This is a genomic window from Vibrio sp. MED222 (assembly GCF_000153005.1).
Taxonomy (GTDB): Bacteria; Pseudomonadota; Gammaproteobacteria; order Enterobacterales; family Vibrionaceae; genus Vibrio; species Vibrio tasmaniensis_A.
In genome coordinates this window covers 54,570-73,106 of sequence record NZ_CH902609.1, presented here as the reverse complement: position 1 = coordinate 73,106, position 18,537 = coordinate 54,570, and the positions used below count along the sequence as shown (strand labels likewise).

Below are 18,537 nucleotides of genomic sequence, written 5' to 3'. Positions count from 1 at the left end.
CCTTAAATTAGCCAAATAAGCCTTAAATTAGCCAAATAAACCTTAAATTAGCCGAAAAAAACTTAGTATCCTAATCAGCTAATATACGGTGAAATGCTGATTTCTGAATCATAATGAATGGAGGAGCGATACACATGGATTGTGTTGGGTTGATTCAAATGACATCAGGCCCTCGACCTGACTTGAACTTTGATTATCTTGCTCAAGAAGTAGCAAAGTGCAAAGAGTTGGGGGCTAAGTGGGTTGTGTGCCCTGAAAATGCGTTAGTCTTTGGCAGTAAAGCCGACTATCACCAGTATGCTGAGCCTCTAAATGATGGCCCACTGCAAAAGAAAGTCTCTGAGCTAGCAAAGCTTTACCGAATTTGGATTGTTATTGGCAGTATGCCGATAAGCACAGCTAAAGGCGTGACTACCACAACTTTGGTGGTTGATGATTTTGGTTGCCTCGTTGCTCATTACGACAAGCTACACATGTTTGATGTGGATGTCGCTGACGCACATAAGTGCTATCGAGAATCGGATATTTTCACGCCCGGTGACCGAGTGGTAACAACGGAAACGCCTTTTGGTCGCTTAGGTTTGAGTATTTGTTATGATGTGCGCTTTCCGCACTTGTATTCAGAGTTACGCAAGCAAGGTGCACAAATCATAGTGGTACCGGCAGCTTTTACCGCAGTAACAGGGCAAGCTCACTGGGAAGCATTATTAAGATGCCGCGCGATCGAAACACAATCGTGGATTATTGCGGTAGGGCAAGGCGGAAATCATCCTTGCCAAAGAGAAACATGGGGACACTCAATGGTGGTTGATCCATGGGGACGAGTGGTTGCACAGCTAGACCAAGATCCTAAAAGTATGGTGGTTGAGATAGACACATCCAGTTGCGAATCAATCAGGCAAAATATGCCAATCGCGCAGCATTCTCGATTTACCAATCAATTTTAATTACAAATAAGAGCCATTTATGAGCATCAATCAAATTGAAGAAGCGCTACTGAACCCAACAGGGCTGACGGAGCAAAATATCGCAGATACATTGGCGAGCATTGCTACCCGCCAAATTGATTATGCTGATATTTACTTTCAGTCAAGCTGGCATGAATCTTTAGTGCTAGAAGACAGCATTATTAAAGACGGCTCTTTCAATATCGATTGTGGTCTTGGTGTACGAGCGGTATCTGGTGAAAAAACCGGTTTTGCTTACTCTGACCAAATCCAATTGGATGGCCTTAAACAGAGTGCAATCGCGGCTCGCGGTATCGCTAAGCAAGGGCAAAACGGTAAGGTACAAGCTTTCAAGCGTAACTCTAACCAAGCTTACTATGATGCAGTTAATCCGCTAGCAAGCTGGGAAAAGCAGCAAAAGACAGAATTACTTAAAGCGCTTGATGCTTACATTCGTACTAAAGAACCGATGGTAACTGAAGTATCGGTGAGCCTAAGTGGTGTACATGAACAGATGCTTGTTGCGGCAACTGATGGTACTTTCGCTGGTGATATTCGCCCGTTGGTTCGTCTATCAATTAGCGTACTTGCACAGAAAGGCGATCGTCGTGAACGTGGCAGTGCCGGTGGCGGTGGTCGTTTTGGTTACGATTTTTTCTTAAGTGATGCTAACGGTTCTCAAGTTGCTTACCAGTTCGCTGATGAAGCCATTCGCCAAGCATTAGTTAACCTTGAAGCGGTTGCTGCGCCTGCTGGTGCAATGCCTGTGGTTCTTGGTTCTGGTTGGCCTGGTGTTCTACTGCATGAAGCGGTAGGCCACGGCTTAGAAGGTGATTTCAACCGTAAAGAGTCTTCAGTATTTTCTGGCAAGATCGGCGAGCAAGTTACATCAAGCCTATGTACGATTGTTGATGACGGCACATTAACGGATCTACGCGGTTCATTGAACGTTGATGATGAGGGTGTTAATGGTCAGTACAATACGCTAATCGAAAACGGCATCCTAAAAGGTTACATGCAAGATAAGCTAAACGCTCGTCTAATGGGTGTAGCGCCGACAGGTAATGGTCGTCGTGAGTCTTACGCGCATCTTCCAATGCCACGTATGACGAATACATACATGCTGCCGGGCGAACACACACCGGAAGAGATCATTGCAACGGTTGAGAAAGGCATCTACGCACCGAACTTCGGTGGCGGTCAGGTTGATATCACATCAGGTAAGTTTGTGTTCTCAGCTTCTGAAGCGTACATGATTGAAAACGGCAAGATCACTCACCCAGTGAAGGGCGCGACGCTGATCGGTTCTGGTATCGAAGCAATGCAGCAGGTGTCTATGGTCGGTAATGACCTAAGCATTGACCGTGGTGTTGGTGTGTGTGGTAAGGCTGGTCAAAGTGTGCCAGTGGGTGTTGGTCAGCCAACGTTGAAGCTAGACTCGCTAACCGTCGGTGGTACTGAGTAAAGCAGATTAGCCTCTGAAAAATCACTATAAAGATAAATTGAAAAGCGCCTCTATTGTGAGGCGCTTTTTGTTTATAGGTTACTGGTTCTGTGAGCGCGCAGAGTCTACATGTTTTCTTCCGCGAACTCAGCCAGTCGGCTACGCACCACACCATTGAGGTGGATGTTGGCACTGCCTTCGAAGTTTTTAAAACGCTCGACCATGTAGGTGAGCCCCGAGGTCACAGGAGTTAGGTAGGAAGAATCTATCTGCGCTAGGTTTCCTGAGCAGACGATCTTGGTCCCTTCACCACAACGGGTGATGATGGTTTTGATTTGTGAAGCGGTCAGGTTCTGACACTCATCCAAAAGCACAAATGCATTCTGAATTGAACGACCACGCATAAAGTTAATCGATTTGAACTGGATGTTGGCTTTATCACAGATGTACTTCATCGAGCCCTCTGTGCAGTGATCATTCTTGTGCAGCGCTTCCAGTGTATCGGTCACTGCAGCTAACCAAGGCAACATCTTCTCTTCCTCTGTACCCGGAAGAAACCCTATCGACTCACCTATATCAGGTGTGTTTCGGGTTACGATGATCTTATCGAACTGTTTACGTTCAATAGTTTGTTCAAGTGCAGCAGCCATGGCTAACAGTGTCTTACCACTACCAGCAGCGCCAGTGAGAATCACCAGATCAATATCAGGGTCGAGCAGGGCATCGATCGCCATACCTTGGTATACGTTTTTGGGTGTGATGTCCCATGCTCTGCGATTCATTAGTCTTTCGCGACTGAGGTCTCTTAGTGTAATGCTTTCAGTTTCAATCTCTTCGACTCGAGCTGCAAAGTCACTTTCTTCGTCAATCACATACTGGTTGAGAAAGGTTGGCTCGAACGGCGCTCTTGCTAAGGTGTGCAGGGTCTTTCCGCCTAAACTTCTGCTCTCGACATTATCGATACCATCCCAAAATGAGCCTTCCAGTTGTTGGAAGCCTTTGGTGAGGTATTGGATATCATCAATCAATTGGTCGGTTTGATAGTCTTCAACAAAACGGACACCGGCGCCTTTGGCTCGTAAACGCATGTTGATGTCTTTGGTGATAAGAACCACTTCGCGTGGCGCGCGTTTATTTTGAAGATAGAGGACTGCGTTGAGGATTCGGTTATCGCCAGCTTTGTCATCGGCGAAGGCTTTGATGCTTTCTTGAAGTTCGTAATCTGCGAGTATTGAAATACTGCCAGATGCGTTTATGTCTTTAGAAAAAGGGATGCCTTCCGATATTTGGTCTGGTGTGGCTTCCCTGAATAAGTCTTCGAGAGTTCGAATCGCAATTCTCGCATCTCGAGCAACATCTCTTTTACTGTCTTTGATTCTGTCGAGTTCTTCTAGCACTGTCATTGGGATAACGACATCGTGCTCTTGGAAAGAAAATATAGCGAAGGGTTCGTGAAGTAGGATATTGGTGTCTAAAACAAATAGCTTCCGGTTGGTCTCGCCCATAGCATCTCCTTGCCGACGTGCGGCTTGCCTTGCATTCATTGAACGTAGATTAAGCTCATATAAAGGTTAGTATCTGATTCTAGTGATAGTCAACAACTCACCTAAACTTCATTTGAGAGCTGCATTCTGCTCTCCATAGAATAACCATGATTTTTTGACAGTTTGATTGCACTTATGAAAACAGAAAAAAAGTATGAAATCGTCTCCTTTAGGCGTGACCTAAATCACAGCATCGAGTAAGATTAGCGACCTTTTTCTGCACCATTTTCTCAAGATATTTATTATTAAGAGCGCACTTAAAAAGTGGCTGCAAACTAGGCATTTTTGGCTATATTTTTAGTTCAAGAGCAATAACGTTCTTGTTTGAAATTGCAGTTAGAAAGACCAAATTCCAACTATAAGATTGAGGTAGTCGATTCATGACATTTGCTTTGGGGCAACGCTGGATAAGCGATACGGAGAGCGATTTAGGTTTAGGTACCGTTGTAGCAATGGATGCTCGCACAGTAACAGTAATGTTTGCTGCGTCAGAAGAAAACCGCGTCTATGCACGCACAGATGCTCCCGTAACCCGAGTGGCGTTCAATGTAGGCGATGTCATCGAATGCCAAGAAGGTTGGTCTTTATCTGTTGAAGAAGTTATCGAAGATAAAGGGCTACTGACTTATTTGGGTATTCGTGAAGATACTCAAGAGACAGAGGTGACTCTGCGTGAAATCTTTTTAAGTAACCAGATCCGCTTTAACAAGCCACAAGATAAGCTGTACGCAGGTCAAATCGACCGTATGGATAACTTTGCGTTGCGCTACCGTGCTTTAAGCAACCAATACCAACAACATAAGAGCCCAATGCGCGGCTTGTGTGGTATGCGTGCAGGTCTTATCCCTCATCAGCTTTACATTGCTCATGAAGTCGGTCGTCGTCACGCTCCACGCGTTTTACTGGCTGATGAAGTTGGCCTAGGTAAAACCATAGAAGCGGGTATGATTATCCACCAGCAGGTGTTGTCTGGCCGTGCGGAACGTATTCTTATTGTGGTTCCTGAAACACTACAACACCAATGGCTAGTTGAGATGATGCGCCGTTTCAACCTGCACTTCTCTATCTTTGATGAAGAGCGTTGTATTGAATCTTTTGCAGAATCAGATAATCCATTCGATACACAGCAATACGTCCTGTGTTCTTTGGATTTCCTACGCAAGAGCCGTAAGCGCTACGAGCAAGCACTTGAAGGTGAGTGGGATTTGTTGGTTGTCGATGAAGCGCACCACCTTGAGTGGAGCCAAGACAAACCGAGCCGCGAATACCAAGTGGTTGAAGGATTAGCTGAAAACACGTCTGGTGTATTGCTACTGACAGCGACCCCTGAACAGCTGGGTCGTGAGAGTCACTTTGCGCGTCTGCGTCTGCTTGATCCTGATCGCTTCTACGATTACGAAGCATTCGTTGAAGAAGAAGACCAATATGCGCCAGTTGCTGATGCAGTAACGGCATTGTTCTCTGGCGTGAAGCTTGAAAACAGCGCGAAGAACCAAATTACAGAACTTCTGTCTGAGCAAGATGTTGAGCCACTGTTCCGTGTTATCGAAGGTGATAGCAGCGAAGAAGAGCAAGCCTTAGCTCGCCAAGAACTGATTGATAACCTTATGGATCGCCATGGTACTGGCCGTGTTCTTTTTAGAAATACACGTGCTGCAATCAAAGGCTTCCCTAAGCGTAATGTAAACCTACTGCCGATGGACATTCCAACGCAGTACACAACCTCGATGCGTGTATCGGGCATGATCGGTGGCAAGATGGCACCAGAAGCTCGAGCGATGAAGATGTTGTATCCAGAAGAGATCTTCCAAGAATTTGAAGGTGAAGATTCAAGCTGGTGGCAGTTCGATTCACGTGTGAACTGGTTGATTGAAAAAATCCAAGACAAGCGCAGCGAAAAGATCCTAGTGATCGCTTCTCGTGCAAGTACTGCTTTGCAATTAGAACAAGCACTGCGTGAGCGTGAAGGTGTGCGTGCAACGGTATTCCACGAAGGCATGTCGATTCTAGAGCGTGATAAAGCTGCGGCTTACTTTGCTCAAGAAGAGGGCGGCGCTCAGGTTCTTATCTGTAGCGAAATCGGTTCTGAAGGTCGTAACTTCCAGTTTGCTAACCAGTTAGTGATGTTCGATCTTCCGTTTAACCCGGATTTGCTTGAACAACGTATTGGTCGTTTGGACCGTATCGGTCAACTTCGAGATATCGACATTCATGTCCCTTACCTAAAAGGCACATCGCAAGCGATTCTAGCGCGTTGGTTCGATGAAGGTTTGAATGCATTCGCAGAGACTTGTCCTACTGGTCGCACGGTTTACGATAAGTATTCTGATGTACTGATCGAAATGCTGGCTTCTGGTAACACTGAGCAGCTTGATGAAGTCATTGAAGAATCAGCGAAGCTCAATCAAAGCCTGAAATCGGATCTAGAAAAAGGCCGAGATCGCCTACTAGAGATGCATTCAAATGGTGGCGATAAAGCCCATGAGATTGCTGAAAAGATCGCGTCTACTGATGGTGATACTAACCTAGTTTCTTTTGCACTGAGCCTGTTTGACACCATTGGTCTGAACCAAGATGACAAGGGTGAAAATGCACTAGTTGTGACACCTTCTGAACACATGATGGTGCCAAGCTACCCAGGCTTACCTTATGAAGGTGCAACGATTACGTTTGACCGTGAAACCGCGCTTTCTCGTGAAGACATGAATTTTATTAGCTGGGAACACCCAATGATTCAGGGCGGTATTGATCTGCTATTGAGTGAAGGTGTGGGTGCGTCTGCGGTATCTCTACTGAAGAACAAAGCGCTGCCAGTCGGTACGATTCTACTTGAGTTGGTTTACCTTGTTGATGCACAAGCGCCAAAGCGCAGCGGTATCAGCCAGTTCCTGCCTAAGACGCCGATTCGCTTGATGATGGATGGTCGTGGTAACGATTTATCTGCTCAGGTTGAATTCGATAGCTTTAACCGTCAACTAAGCCCGGTAAACCGTCATTTAGCGAGCAAGCTAGTGAACTCGGTACAAGGTGAGATTCACAAACTAATCGAAGCAGGTGAGACGCATGTACTGCCGAAGGTTGAAGAGGTTCGTCAACAAGCTCAGAAAGATATGCAAACTAACTTGAACGGTGAGTTAGAGCGTCTACAAGCGCTTAAAGCGGTTAACCCTAACATTCGTGATGAAGAGCTAGAGGTTATCGAAGCTCAAATCAACGAACTGACAGGTTACATCAGCAAGGCTCAGGTTCAGCTTGATTCGCTACGTTTGATTGTGGTTTCTCACAACTAGTTTTGAATTAGCTAAATGCTTTAACGAAATAAGGCCTTCATCATGAAGGCCTTATTTGTATCTATAACTTAGTTAAGAGCTTGGTTAACAGTTTGGCTAAGAATTTGGAGAGCAGATTACATCAACCATTTCCACCAAACGAACAGAGCTAAGAAGCCAAATAGGTAAACAAGGCCTACCACAGACAACCATTTTAGCTTAGTGCCAATCGCCAATCCTTCAGGAAGCTTAGTTTTGCTTACTAAGATGAAGTTAAGCAATGCGAAGAATGGCGTAGTAGCAAAGGCAAGCACCATCGCAAAATCAAGCATTGGCATCAGTGCTGCGCTGAAGAACATCACAATTGCGAGTGCCGCGAGAGAGACAATGATGATCCAGCCTTGCAGCATTTTTGGGCTCGATTCTTTTTTCAATAACAGGCGCTGTGATTCGGCAAGCACGCGTGAGTAACCATCGATAACGGTAATGGTACTGCCAAAGATACAGAAGAAGGCGATAAGAGCGATCAGTGGGCGAGACCATTCACCAATCGTGGAAGCGTAGATGCCGACCAATTGATGGGTGAAGCCAACACCAGAGCGAGACAATTCAACGCCTGTTCCATGAAGTACTAGTGTACCTAAAGCAACGAATACCAAAGCAAGCAGTGCCGTACCAATGTAGCCTACGTTGAAATCGAACAGTGCAGATTGAGCGGTCACTTCTTGTTTCTCTTTTTGGCTTTTTAGCCACATAGAGGTGATGCTTGATATCTCGATAGGCGCGGGCATCCAACCCATAGTGACAACGATAAAGCCAATAGCTGCCAATGACCAAGGTGATGGTGGAACAAAAGCCGCATCAGGTTCAACTGGAGAGCCGATAGCAATAGCGACTGCAGCCAAGGTTGTGATGGTCAGGATCGCCATGATCGCTTTAGACAGTGTATCGAGCGCGCGATAATGGCCAGCGAATAGAATGATCAAGCACGTAGCTAAAACGATCATGCACAATGTGCTGGTGGCCAAATCAAAAGGAATAAAGTAACTCAGTAAGCTTGCACTGAATAGCAGTAAGGCTGCGGTATTTACCACGGCGGAAATGGCACTTAGTATCGAAAAGATAACAAGGTAAGGTCGACCGAGGTTAGAATATCCTTCCACCAAGCTTTGCCCAGTACCAAGGGTATATTGGATGCCGGCTCTAAAGAATGGGTACTTAAATACGTTAACTAAAAGAATCAGTGCGGCTAGTTGCCATCCATAAATAGCGCCAGCTTTCGTTGAAGCGACTAAGTGAGATCCACCGACCGCAGCTGCGGCCATCATGATTCCTGGGCCAAAAGATTTAATCAGGCTTGAAAGTGGTGTGGAGGTTGGTGTTGAGGTGGTTTTAGCCGTACTTTCCATCGTTTTTCCTTTGAGGCTTAGTTCTTATTTTCCGTTACCTTATCAATACCATGTTTCGTAATTTCGTCAACTTTTATGTACAAAAGTGTTTAAAATTGTATTTTTTAATAAACGAATCGACCATGAGTTATTTATTAACCAGTAATTAAGAGGCTCTAATGGCGTTAGAACAGTACACACCACCACGTGAACCGTGGACTGATATTATCTATCAAGATGATGATATTCTTGTGGTGAACAAGCCAGCAGGCCTGCTTTCGGTACCGGGGAGACTGCCGGAGCACTACGACAGTATGTGGAGTCGGTTGGTTGTCGAATTTCCGGAGATTCAAGTTGTGCATCGGTTGGATATGTCTACATCAGGCTTGATGCTATTGGCTAAGCATAAACAGGCTGAGCGGCATTTGAAGAAGCAATTTCAATATCGACTGACACACAAACTTTATTACGCACGAGTGTGGGGTTCAATGGAAGACAAGGCAGGTTTGATTGACCTTCCTCTTATTTGCGATTGGACGAATCGCCCTAGACAGAAAGTGTGTTTCGACGATGGTAAACCATCTCAGACTCGCTATGTGGTTGAGCAACAAGAGCCTCAAACGACATTATTGAAATTGCTGCCGATCACTGGTCGCTCTCATCAGTTGCGTGTTCACTGCATGGAGCTAGGGAATCCAATTGTGGGCGACGAGTTTTATGCAACACCAGATGCGTTTAATTATAGTGACAGGTTAGCTTTACACGCATGTGAACTGAGTTTTTATCATCCGGCTAATAATCAGCTTTTCAAAGCTTTCGTGCCATGTGATTTTTACCCTCAAGCATCGCCACAAATCGAGCAGCACTTTGAAATTGCGCCAGAGCTTCCAGACTACAGTAAGCTAAAAGCTTAGAATGGTTAAATTAATACCAATGCAAGGACGTACAATGCCGAAGTTGAAAGTGGTCTTTCTCGACCGAGCTACCATCCCATCTCAAATACATTTAAAACCCCTTAGCTTTGAGCATCAGTGGGTGGAGTATGACTTCACTTCGCCAGAACAAGTGTCTGAACGAATAGAAGGCGCTGATGTTGTTATTACCAACAAGGTCGTGCTTAACGAATCGAATTTGGCTCAAGCACAACAACTTAAGCTAATAGCTGTTTCAGCAACGGGTGTGAACAATGTCGATGTTGGCTACTGCAAGAGTAACAACATAGCGGTGACAAACGTGCAAGGCTACGCGACTCAATCGGTACCTGAACATGTTATCGCGATGCTGTTTACGCTTAAGCGAAACCTCGTTGGTTATCATCAAGATATCGAGGCTGGCGAGTGGCAAAAGGACAAACAATTCTGTTTCTTTACTCATCCGATTCAAGATGTTGCAGGCAGTACATTGGGCTTAATCGGGAGTGGTAGCTTAGGGCAAGCGACCGCGATATTAGCAAAAGCGATTGGTATGAATGTCATCTTTACTGAGCGTAAAGGGGCTGATTCTTGTCGAGAAGGGTATCTACCTTTTGATACGGTGTTACAGCAAGCGGATGCGATCAGCTTACATTGTCCATTAACTGAAGCGACTCGAAATCTGATTTCAGAGCGAGAGCTAACCATGATGAAATCAAGTGCGGTATTAATTAATGCTGGCCGTGGTGGACTTGTCGATGAGCAGGCCTTAGTTGAAGCTTTGAAAAGTAATGAGATTGCAGGTGCGGGCATGGATGTGTTTACACAAGAACCTGCAGATAATTCGAATCCACTATTGGCTAACAGCCACTTACCTAATTTACTGCTAACACCACATGTGGCGTGGGGCAGCGACAGTTCAATTCAAAAACTGTCTGATATCTTAATCGATAATATTGATGGGTTTGTTGCAGGTAATCCGCAGAACTTAGTGAGTTGATTGAAGAATTGAATGGTGCAAGCACAAAATAAAAAAAGGTTGGCTTTTAGGCCAACCTTTTTAGATTTAGATCGTTGTGTCGATTAAGTGATTTAGCCTTGCGGCTTAACTACCAATACATTGATTGGTGAGTTCTGAACCACTTTGCTTGCAACAGAACCCAGTACAACCTTGTCGATTTTCGAGCGCTTATGACTAGGCATCACGATAAGATCTGCCCCTAGTTTCTCTGCGCAATCAAGAATCGTTGTGTAGGCCTTGCCTTCGGCAACGTGAACTTTATAGATCACATCATCGTCAATATGCTTATCAGCAAATTCTTTCAGCTGATTTTTAACATCAAGCTTCATTTGGTTTGCTGCATCTTTCGGGAAGTAAGACGCTACCATCGACATGTGGATGCCCGGTAATACGTTCAGAATGTGGATCTCAGCATTACTGTGTTTCGCGTGCCATACCGCTAGCTCGACCGCTTTATCAGAAAAGCCTTTGTCGTTCAGATCAACGGGAACAAGGATTTGTCTATACATGTATTCGTCTCTTTTTGAGCAGCGCCGAGTACATACCAAGCGCTGTAATTATCTTTTCCATGTAGTAAAAAAGCCAAATAGAGTAGAGCGCTATTTGGCTCTATCCATTACGCGCTAATCTCATCCTTACGAGCACGCCTTCTTTGGTTCATCGCTAAACCAATCAAAATTAATAGGGCAGGTAAGAATACCCACTCTTTCATTGGTCGTTCTGCATCTTGGATAACGGATTTAATTTCCCAATCAAAGTCAATGCCAGCAGCTTCAGCAGGGCTACCAAACTCAACCATATCAACAATCATCTTGTCGTCAGCTTGGGTCAGCATTAGGCCCATTGAAGCAATGCGGTCTTCACTTGTTGTCGCAGAATCTTCAAACGGAAGGCGAACTGTTTTCTCAGAATAGTTACCTTCTAAGTTTTCGCCACCGACTCTCAATTCAAGTGATTGTCCCACAGATAGATTTTCTGTGATTTGAGCGATCTCAACTCCAGGTGAAAGAACTTTCTCTGGATAAATCATGTCCCACCAGAAGCCAGGGCGGAAGAAAGAGAAGGTCAGAACGATAAGCAGTATAGTTTCCCACCACTTGTTCTTAGTGAACCACCAACCTTGTGTCGCTGCTGCAAAGATAAGTACCGCAGTAACCGAAGAGAAAATCGTCAGTGCTAAGTGCCACCAAGAATCAATGCCCATCAACAGTAGTTGGGTGTTGAAGATGAACATGAACGGCAATATCGCGGTCCGGATATCGTAGGTAAAACCTTGAATACCGGTACGAATCGGGTCTGATTTAGCAATCGCAGCGGCCGCAAATGCAGCCAAACCTACCGGAGGTGTATCGTCCGCAAGAATACCGAAGTAGAACACGAATAAGTGAACCGCAATCAGTGGAATGATCAAGCCGTGCGCTGCACCTAAGGTAACAATTACTGGTGCCATCAATGTTGATACAACGATGTAGTTCGCCGTTGTTGGCAAGCCCATACCTAAGATCAAGCTGATTACCGCAGTGAATAACAACATTAGAATGATGCTACCGCCTGAGATGAACTCAACAAAATCGGTCATTACAAGGCCGATACCTGTCAGCGTTACCACGCCTACAACCGTACCAGCTGCAGCTGTCGCTACACCGATACCGATCATGTTACGTGCGCCTGAAACTAAGCTCTCTGCTAGATCAACGAAGCCTGCTTTTGTTTGTTCTGCGAGATCGTCTGATTTGTTCATCAGAGTCATTAAAGGACGCTGAGTGATCAGAATGAAGATCATGAACACGGTCGCCCAGAATGCCGACAGACCTGGAGAGAAACGTTCAACCGTTAAACACCAAACTAGAACTACGATAGGCAGTAGGAAGTGAAGGCCAGACTTAATCGTTGGGCCTGGATCAGGTACTTCTGTTAGGTTCTCGTCGATTTCCATGCCACCTTCAGCTGCGTATTTAGCAGAAACACGAACCAGAGCGACATAAGAGACTAATAGAGCAACAGTCACAATTGGTGTGGCTGCAGCGCCAAAGACATCTTTTGTCCAGCCGACACCGTAGTAAACCGCTGCACTGATGACACATAGGCCTAAGATAGTACCAGTGAAAGAGAGTAGGCTTTGCACGATAGTTGGTGTGTGACGACGAGGTAAGCCCGTCATACCTGCTTTACATGCCTCTAAGTGAACAATGTAAATCAGGGCGATGTAAGAGATCAGAGCGGGCAGTAGTGCTGCTTTGATTACTTCTACGTAAGAGATGCCCACGTACTCAACCATCAAGAATGCTGCTGCACCCATGATCGGTGGTGTTAATTGACCATTGGTTGAAGCTGCGACTTCTACTGCACCCGCTTTTGTTCCCGGGAAACCAACACGCTTCATTAGCGGGATAGTAAAGGTACCAGTGGTAACTACGTTAGCAATCGAAGAACCTGATACCAGACCAGATAAACCAGATGCTACAACGGCTGCTTTCGCTGGGCCGCCCTTCATGTGGCCAAGCAGAGAGAATGCCACTTTGATGAAGTAAGCACCTGCACCCGCGCGCTCAAGCATTGCACCAAACAGTACAAACAAGAATACAAATGACGTTGATACGCCAAGAGCAACACCGAACACACCTTCTGTTGTTAACCACAGATGCGACATTGCCTTGTTCAGGCTCGCACCTTTGTGGGCGATAACGTCTGGCATGTGTGGACCGCCAAAGGTGTAAAGTAAGAAGACTGCTGCCACAACCATAAGAGGTGGACCTAAAGCGCGTCGTGTTGCCTCAAGCAGTAGAACCATACCGAATACGGCCGCAACAATATCGAATGTTGTTGGTGCACCCGAGCGTTCAGCGAGCTGAGTATAGAAAATATAGATATAAGAAGCTGAAAAGCTACCTACAAGCGCTAGTATCCAGTCGACAGCTGGGATGCGATCCCTAGGCGAATTCTTCATGGCTGGATAAGCGGTAAAGGCTAGGAAAATAGCAAACGTAAGGTGAATTGCTCGAGCTTCAGTGTCGTTTAAAATTGCGAAGTTAAAAATGAATGGCAGCGGAGATGCATACCAAAGTTGGAACAGTGACCAACATAGAGGCACAAACCATAAAATACGGCCTTGGATACCACGAGGGCTACGCGCACCAGTATCTGATTGTGCCACCATTTCTTGCACATCTGGAGACGGTGATGTTGTCTGCGTCATGTACTTTATCCTTATTATTGATGGTCTGCCTTTTGTTACGAACAACTAAACGTGATTTCTTTCCTATCTAGTGTAGTGAATGGATAGAGAAATGCGTTCTTTGTTCGTCTTTGTCTTAGGCTTGATACGAAGGTAAATCCTCCAAATTGGAGAAACTTAAAGGGTTGTTCTTTTCACTTAAATTATTTTTATAAAACGTGAAAATCCAATAAGGAGGACTAGCCTCCTTATTGGTTTAGTAGGCTTAAAGTAGAGTTACTTTAGAAGACCTACTTCTTTGTAGTATTTTGCGGCACCTGGGTGAAGAGGGATAGAGATACCCGCTTTAACCATGTCTTCTTTTTTCAGGTTAGCAAATGCTGGGTGCAGACGTTTGAATGTTGCGAAGTTTTCAAATACTGCTTTAGCAACGTTGTATGCTACTTCATCTGAAACGTCTGAAGTTGTTACCATAGTTGCAGCAACACCAAAGCTATTTACGTCAGCATCTGTACCGCGGTACATACCAGCAGGTACTGTGCTGTATGCGTAGTATGGGTTTTCAGCTACGATCTTGTCGATCTGTGGACCTGTTGCAGAAACCAGTTTTGCATCACAAGACGTTGTCGCTTCTTTAATTGATCCGTTCGGGTGACCAACCATGTAGATGAATGCATCAATCTTGTTATCACAAAGTGCTTGTGAACGCTCAGAACCTTTCAGTTCAGAAGCAAGCTTGAAGCTATCGTTAGTCCAGCCCATAGAGTCCATTACAACACCCATCGTTGCACGGTCGCCAGAACCCGGGTTACCAATGTTGACACGCTTACCAGCTAGGTCTGAAACATTGTTAATACCTGCATCGGTGCGAGCGATGATGTTGAACGGTTCTGTATGTAGAGAGAACATAGCACGAAGTTTCTTGTATTCGCCTTGGTCTTTGAACTTACTTGTACCGTTGTAGCCGTGGTATTGCCAGTCCGATTGAACAACACCGAAATCTAGTTCACCAGCACGGATGGTATTAACGTTGTAGATTGAACCGCCAGTAGACTCGACAGAACAACGAATGTTGTGGTCTTTACGGCCTTTGTTCACTAGCTTACAAATTGCACCACCAGTCGGGTAATAAACACCCGTTACTGAACCAGTACCAATTGTGATGAACTCTTGAGCGTTAACTGCGCCAGCGCCCATTACAGCAGCTGCAATAGCCCCAACTTTAATCAGTTTGGTAAATGCCATGAATTTCCCTTCCTTTATTCATTATTAACCCTGAAACAAGTGTAGTCGTTTCTGGAGTTTCCTATTTGGAAACGGCACCTTTTTCAATCCATGTGATGAAAAAGTGGCTGAATAATATCAAAAATTGGCAGAAAATTACTCAAATGTTAAAAGATATAGCGAAAAAATCTAACAAATGACGGTTGGATCTCGTGTTTGATTTGCTATTGAGTTTTTTAAAATCAATGAGTTAGTGATTTTTGGGAGAGGCGGGATAGATATCTTAGGATGTGATTTGGATCACGAACTAAATAGGTGTTTGTGATCCAATAGTAATGGCTGATAGTTATGAAACTGTGAGCAATTATCCTGCGTATTCAAACAGTTCGCATACAGAATCGAACAGTTGCTTAGTGGTAACTGATAAGGTTGGAGTAATGAAGATAGTATCATCTCCAGCAACTACCCCCAGTATGCCTTCTGACTTACCTAATGAATCTAATAAGCGAGCAATAAGCTGCGCGGCACCAGGGCCAGTGTGTATCACAACCAATGCATTGTTGTGATCAATATCTAACACTAACTCTCTTAAAGAGCTCGAAACCGTCGGAACACCAAGTTCAGCAGGAAGACAATAAACCATCTCCATTTTTGCATTGCGTGTTCGCACGGCGCCAAACTTAGTTAACATACGCGAAACTTTAGATTGGTTGATACTTTCAAAGCCTTCATGCTTCAGAGCATCGACAATCTCGCCTTGCGAACCAAAACGTTCTTCTTTTAGTAGTGATTTAAAAGCTCGAACTAAGTTGTCTTGTTTTTCTGTATTGCGCATATGTCATTCTTATTCATTAACAAAGATGTTTGCATATTCTCGCATATATATTCAGTTCTCGCCAAAATATCACGGTAATTTGTTAGTCATATCACTGTAAAAATTTAATAGGATAATGTGTTATTTAAGACGAGTTGTTTTGTCATTTCAAATGATTATCGCCATAATGCGAACTTGCTGTGTAGCACGGTTTTATTGACTTGCGCGAAGTCGCAAAGCTAGCGTTAATTGATTGTAATCACTTTGTGATTAATATAGTTTTTTAACTTAAATTTAGCTCAAGAATTACCCTACAAAGAATCTATAAGAGAAAGCTCTCAAGGAGAATAACAATGAAAGTAGCTGTTATTGGTGCCGCTGGTGGCATCGGTCAAGCCCTAGCCCTACTACTAAAGAACCGCCTGCCTGCTGGTTCAGATCTTGCACTTTACGACATCGCTCCGGTAACCCCGGGGGTTGCTGCCGATCTTAGCCATATCCCAACGCCTGTTTCGATCAAAGGTTACGCGGGTGAAGATCCAACTCCAGCACTTGAAGGTGCGGATGTTGTGCTTATTTCTGCGGGTGTTGCTCGTAAACCTGGTATGGATCGTGCGGATCTTTTCAATGTGAACGCTGGCATTGTTAAGTCTCTAGCTGAAAAAATTGCCGTTACTTGTCCTACTGCTTGTGTTGGTATCATTACTAACCCAGTAAATACAACAGTGCCAATCGCTGCTGAAGTACTTAAGAAAGCGGGCGTTTACGACAAGCGTCGTTTATTCGGTATTACTACTCTTGATGTCATTCGTTCTGAAACGTTCGTTGCTGAGCTGAAAGATAAAGATCCAGGCGACATTCGTGTTCCTGTTATCGGTGGTCACTCAGGTGTAACGATCCTTCCTCTGCTTTCTCAAGTTGAAGGTGTTGAGTTTACTGACGAAGAAATCGCAGCGCTAACAACTCGCATCCAAAACGCGGGTACTGAAGTAGTAGAAGCTAAAGCGGGTGGCGGTAGTGCGACCCTATCTATGGGTCAAGCGGCTTGTCGCTTCGGTCTTGCTCTAGTGAAAGCACTTCAAGGCGAAGAGAACGTGATTGAGTGTGCCTACGTTGAAGGTGAAGGCGAGCACGCACCATTCTTCGCACAACCAGTTAAACTTGGCAAAGAAGGCGCTGAAGCGATTCTTAGCTACGGTGAACTGAGCGACTTCGAACGCAATGCACTAGACAGCATGCTAGAAACGCTAAATGGCGATATTGAGATTGGTGTTGAATTCGCTAAATAAGCGATAGATAACTGAACTCTGCTAAAAACGACAGTTAACGAAAGCCGATCATTGCGATCGGCTTTTTTGATCCTTGTATTCAATCCACTCGTAATCTTTTTATAACCACGAAGAATTAGGGTATTGAACGATGACTAGAGTACAAAAAGGGATGAATGTTAACTATCTAGGTCGCTTGGGCAAGATATTGGTTATCGATGAGCAAGAGCAGTTCGCGTTGTTTGAGTCTTACAATAGTCATAAGCAATATGCAGTTCCGTTGGAAGAACTTGAAGAGATCGAAGCGCAACTACCTCTATCGTTAGAATCGAGTCGTTATTGAGACCCAGAGTATTATCTAGCAGGATCAAAAAAAGAGCCAACAGGCTCTTTTTTATTATATAGCTGTCTATTTACTACTTAGCTTCTATTTACTTGCTACGTTTTACTGCAAGGTGAGCTAGCGTAGTTAAAGCCTGCTTGTATTCTGACTCAGGAAGAATAGAAAGCTCAGCAATAGCTTTATCAGCTTCTTCATAGGCTTTATTGGTCGTGTACTCTAACGAGCCAGTCTCTTTCATGACAGACATAATGTCGTCGAGACGTTCCATACCATTAGCTTTTTCAATCGCTTCACGAATCATGCTTGCTTGGTCTGGGGAACCATTGCGCATTGCGTAAAGCAACGGTAACGTCGGTTTGCCTTCTGCTAGGTCATCACCAACATTTTTACCCATCTCTTTACCATCAGCGGTGTAGTCCATCACATCATCAATAAGCTGGAATGCTGTTCCTAGGTACTTACCGTAGTTTTGCATCGCCGTTTCGATCTCAGGTGTAGACTCTGTAAGAATTGCGCCGATTTGGGTTGCGGCTTCAAACAAACGAGCGGTCTTTGAATAGATCACCTGCATATAGCTTTCTTCTGTGGTGTCTGGGTTGTTACAGTTCATCAATTGTTGAACTTCACCCTCGGCAATCACATTTACTGATTCGCTCATTAGCTCAAGGATCCTTAAAGATCCAAGCGTCGTCATCATCTGGAATGAGCGGGTGTAAATAAAATCACCAACCAAAACGCTAGCTGCATTACCAAAAGCCGCATTCGCTGTAGCTTTGCCACGTCGCATGTCTGATTCGTCGACAACATCGTCATGAAGCAGTGTTGCTGTGTGGATAAACTCAATAAAAGCGGCTGAGGTGATGTGAGCTTCACCTTGGTAACCAAGTGCACGAGCTGATAAAAGAGCAAGCAAAGGGCGTAGGCGTTTGCCACCACCGCTAACGATATAAAAACCAAGCTGGTTGATTAAACTTACGTCAGAATTAAGTTGGGCTTGAATTGTTTCATTCACTTTTGCCATATCATTGGCAGTAAGCGTTTGGATAGCTTTAAAATCCATTGTTCATCCGGCTGAAGTTAGACCCTGTAAGGCTTATACGTTGTATTTAATTGTTGAATAATACACTAAAAAACGTTGATTAATACATCACTTAAAGGCATCATTGCCGCACTTTTCTTTGGCGAACAT

14 protein-coding genes are annotated in these 18,537 nt (G+C 44.6%); 7 read left to right on the top strand and 7 right to left on the bottom strand.

The genetic code is table 11. The features are described 5' to 3' along the window. The first annotated feature begins 134 nt into the window (after nt 1-134). A complete protein-coding gene (locus MED222_RS06700; RefSeq protein WP_009847844.1) occupies nt 135-947 on the top strand; it encodes a carbon-nitrogen hydrolase family protein in 813 nt (270 codons plus the stop codon). A 19-nt stretch (nt 948-966) separates the two neighbouring features. Next, nucleotides 967-2,412: a metalloprotease TldD gene (gene tldD, locus MED222_RS06705; RefSeq protein ID WP_009847843.1), complete on the top strand. Its 1,446-nt coding sequence runs from the start codon at nt 967-969 to the stop codon at nt 2,410-2,412. 104 nt (nt 2,413-2,516) lie between these two features. Here the strand turns inward: tldD and MED222_RS06710 are convergent, their stop codons facing one another. Next, nucleotides 2,517-3,896 carry a PhoH family protein gene (locus MED222_RS06710; RefSeq protein ID WP_009847842.1) on the bottom strand — a complete coding sequence of 460 codons (1,380 nt, stop codon included), beginning with the start codon at nt 3,894-3,896 and terminating at the stop codon, nt 2,517-2,519. Between the two features lie 419 nt (nt 3,897-4,315). On the opposite strand from MED222_RS06710, the gene rapA reads away from it, so the two are divergent. Beyond that, on the top strand, nt 4,316-7,225 hold the full coding sequence (gene rapA / locus MED222_RS06715) for an RNA polymerase-associated protein RapA (protein ID WP_009847841.1): 2,910 nt from the start codon (nt 4,316-4,318) through the stop codon (nt 7,223-7,225). A 116-nt stretch (nt 7,226-7,341) separates the two neighbouring features. Here rapA and MED222_RS06720 read toward each other — a convergent pair whose 3' ends face one another. Then, nucleotides 7,342-8,613, bottom strand: coding sequence for an NRAMP family divalent metal transporter (locus MED222_RS06720; protein WP_009847840.1), 1,272 nt, complete (start codon nt 8,611-8,613; stop codon nt 7,342-7,344). A 158-nt stretch (nt 8,614-8,771) separates the two neighbouring features. Between MED222_RS06720 and MED222_RS06725 the strand changes: the two genes are divergently transcribed. Beyond that, complete coding sequence (locus tag MED222_RS06725) at nt 8,772-9,506, top strand: pseudouridine synthase (protein ID WP_009847839.1); 735 nt, start codon at nt 8,772-8,774, stop codon at nt 9,504-9,506. A 34-nt stretch (nt 9,507-9,540) separates the two neighbouring features. After that, on the top strand, nt 9,541-10,503 hold the full coding sequence (locus MED222_RS06730) for a D-2-hydroxyacid dehydrogenase (RefSeq protein ID WP_009847838.1): 963 nt from the start codon (nt 9,541-9,543) through the stop codon (nt 10,501-10,503). Between the two features lie 92 nt (nt 10,504-10,595). Here MED222_RS06730 and MED222_RS06735 read toward each other — a convergent pair whose 3' ends face one another. From MED222_RS06735 to argR, 4 genes are all read right to left on the bottom strand, one after another. Continuing rightward, a complete protein-coding gene (locus tag MED222_RS06735) occupies nt 10,596-11,033 on the bottom strand; it encodes a universal stress protein (RefSeq protein ID WP_009847837.1) in 438 nt (145 codons plus the stop codon). Nucleotides 11,034-11,140: 107 nt separating this feature from the next. Beyond that, nucleotides 11,141-13,720, bottom strand: coding sequence for a TRAP transporter permease (locus tag MED222_RS06740; protein ID WP_009847836.1), 2,580 nt, complete (start codon nt 13,718-13,720; stop codon nt 11,141-11,143). A gap of 255 nt (nt 13,721-13,975) precedes the next feature. Beyond that, entirely contained in the window at nt 13,976-14,944 is a 969-nt protein-coding gene (locus MED222_RS06745) for a TAXI family TRAP transporter solute-binding subunit (RefSeq protein ID WP_009847835.1), read from the bottom strand. 343 nt (nt 14,945-15,287) lie between these two features. After that, on the bottom strand, nt 15,288-15,758 hold the full coding sequence (argR, locus tag MED222_RS06750) for a transcriptional regulator ArgR (protein ID WP_004735909.1): 471 nt from the start codon (nt 15,756-15,758) through the stop codon (nt 15,288-15,290). A gap of 332 nt (nt 15,759-16,090) precedes the next feature. Between argR and mdh the strand changes: the two genes are divergently transcribed. Further along, entirely contained in the window at nt 16,091-17,026 is a 936-nt protein-coding gene (mdh, locus tag MED222_RS06755) for a malate dehydrogenase (RefSeq protein ID WP_009847834.1), read from the top strand. 130 nt (nt 17,027-17,156) lie between these two features. Further along, nucleotides 17,157-17,348 carry a hypothetical protein gene (locus MED222_RS06760; RefSeq protein WP_009847833.1) on the top strand — a complete coding sequence of 64 codons (192 nt, stop codon included), beginning with the start codon at nt 17,157-17,159 and terminating at the stop codon, nt 17,346-17,348. 88 nt (nt 17,349-17,436) lie between these two features. Here the strand turns inward: MED222_RS06760 and ispB are convergent, their stop codons facing one another. Continuing rightward, nucleotides 17,437-18,408 (bottom strand): octaprenyl diphosphate synthase, encoded by a 972-nt coding sequence (gene ispB / locus MED222_RS06765; protein ID WP_009847832.1) that lies wholly within the window; start codon nt 18,406-18,408, stop codon nt 17,437-17,439. Nucleotides 18,409-18,537: the final 129 nt, after the last annotated feature.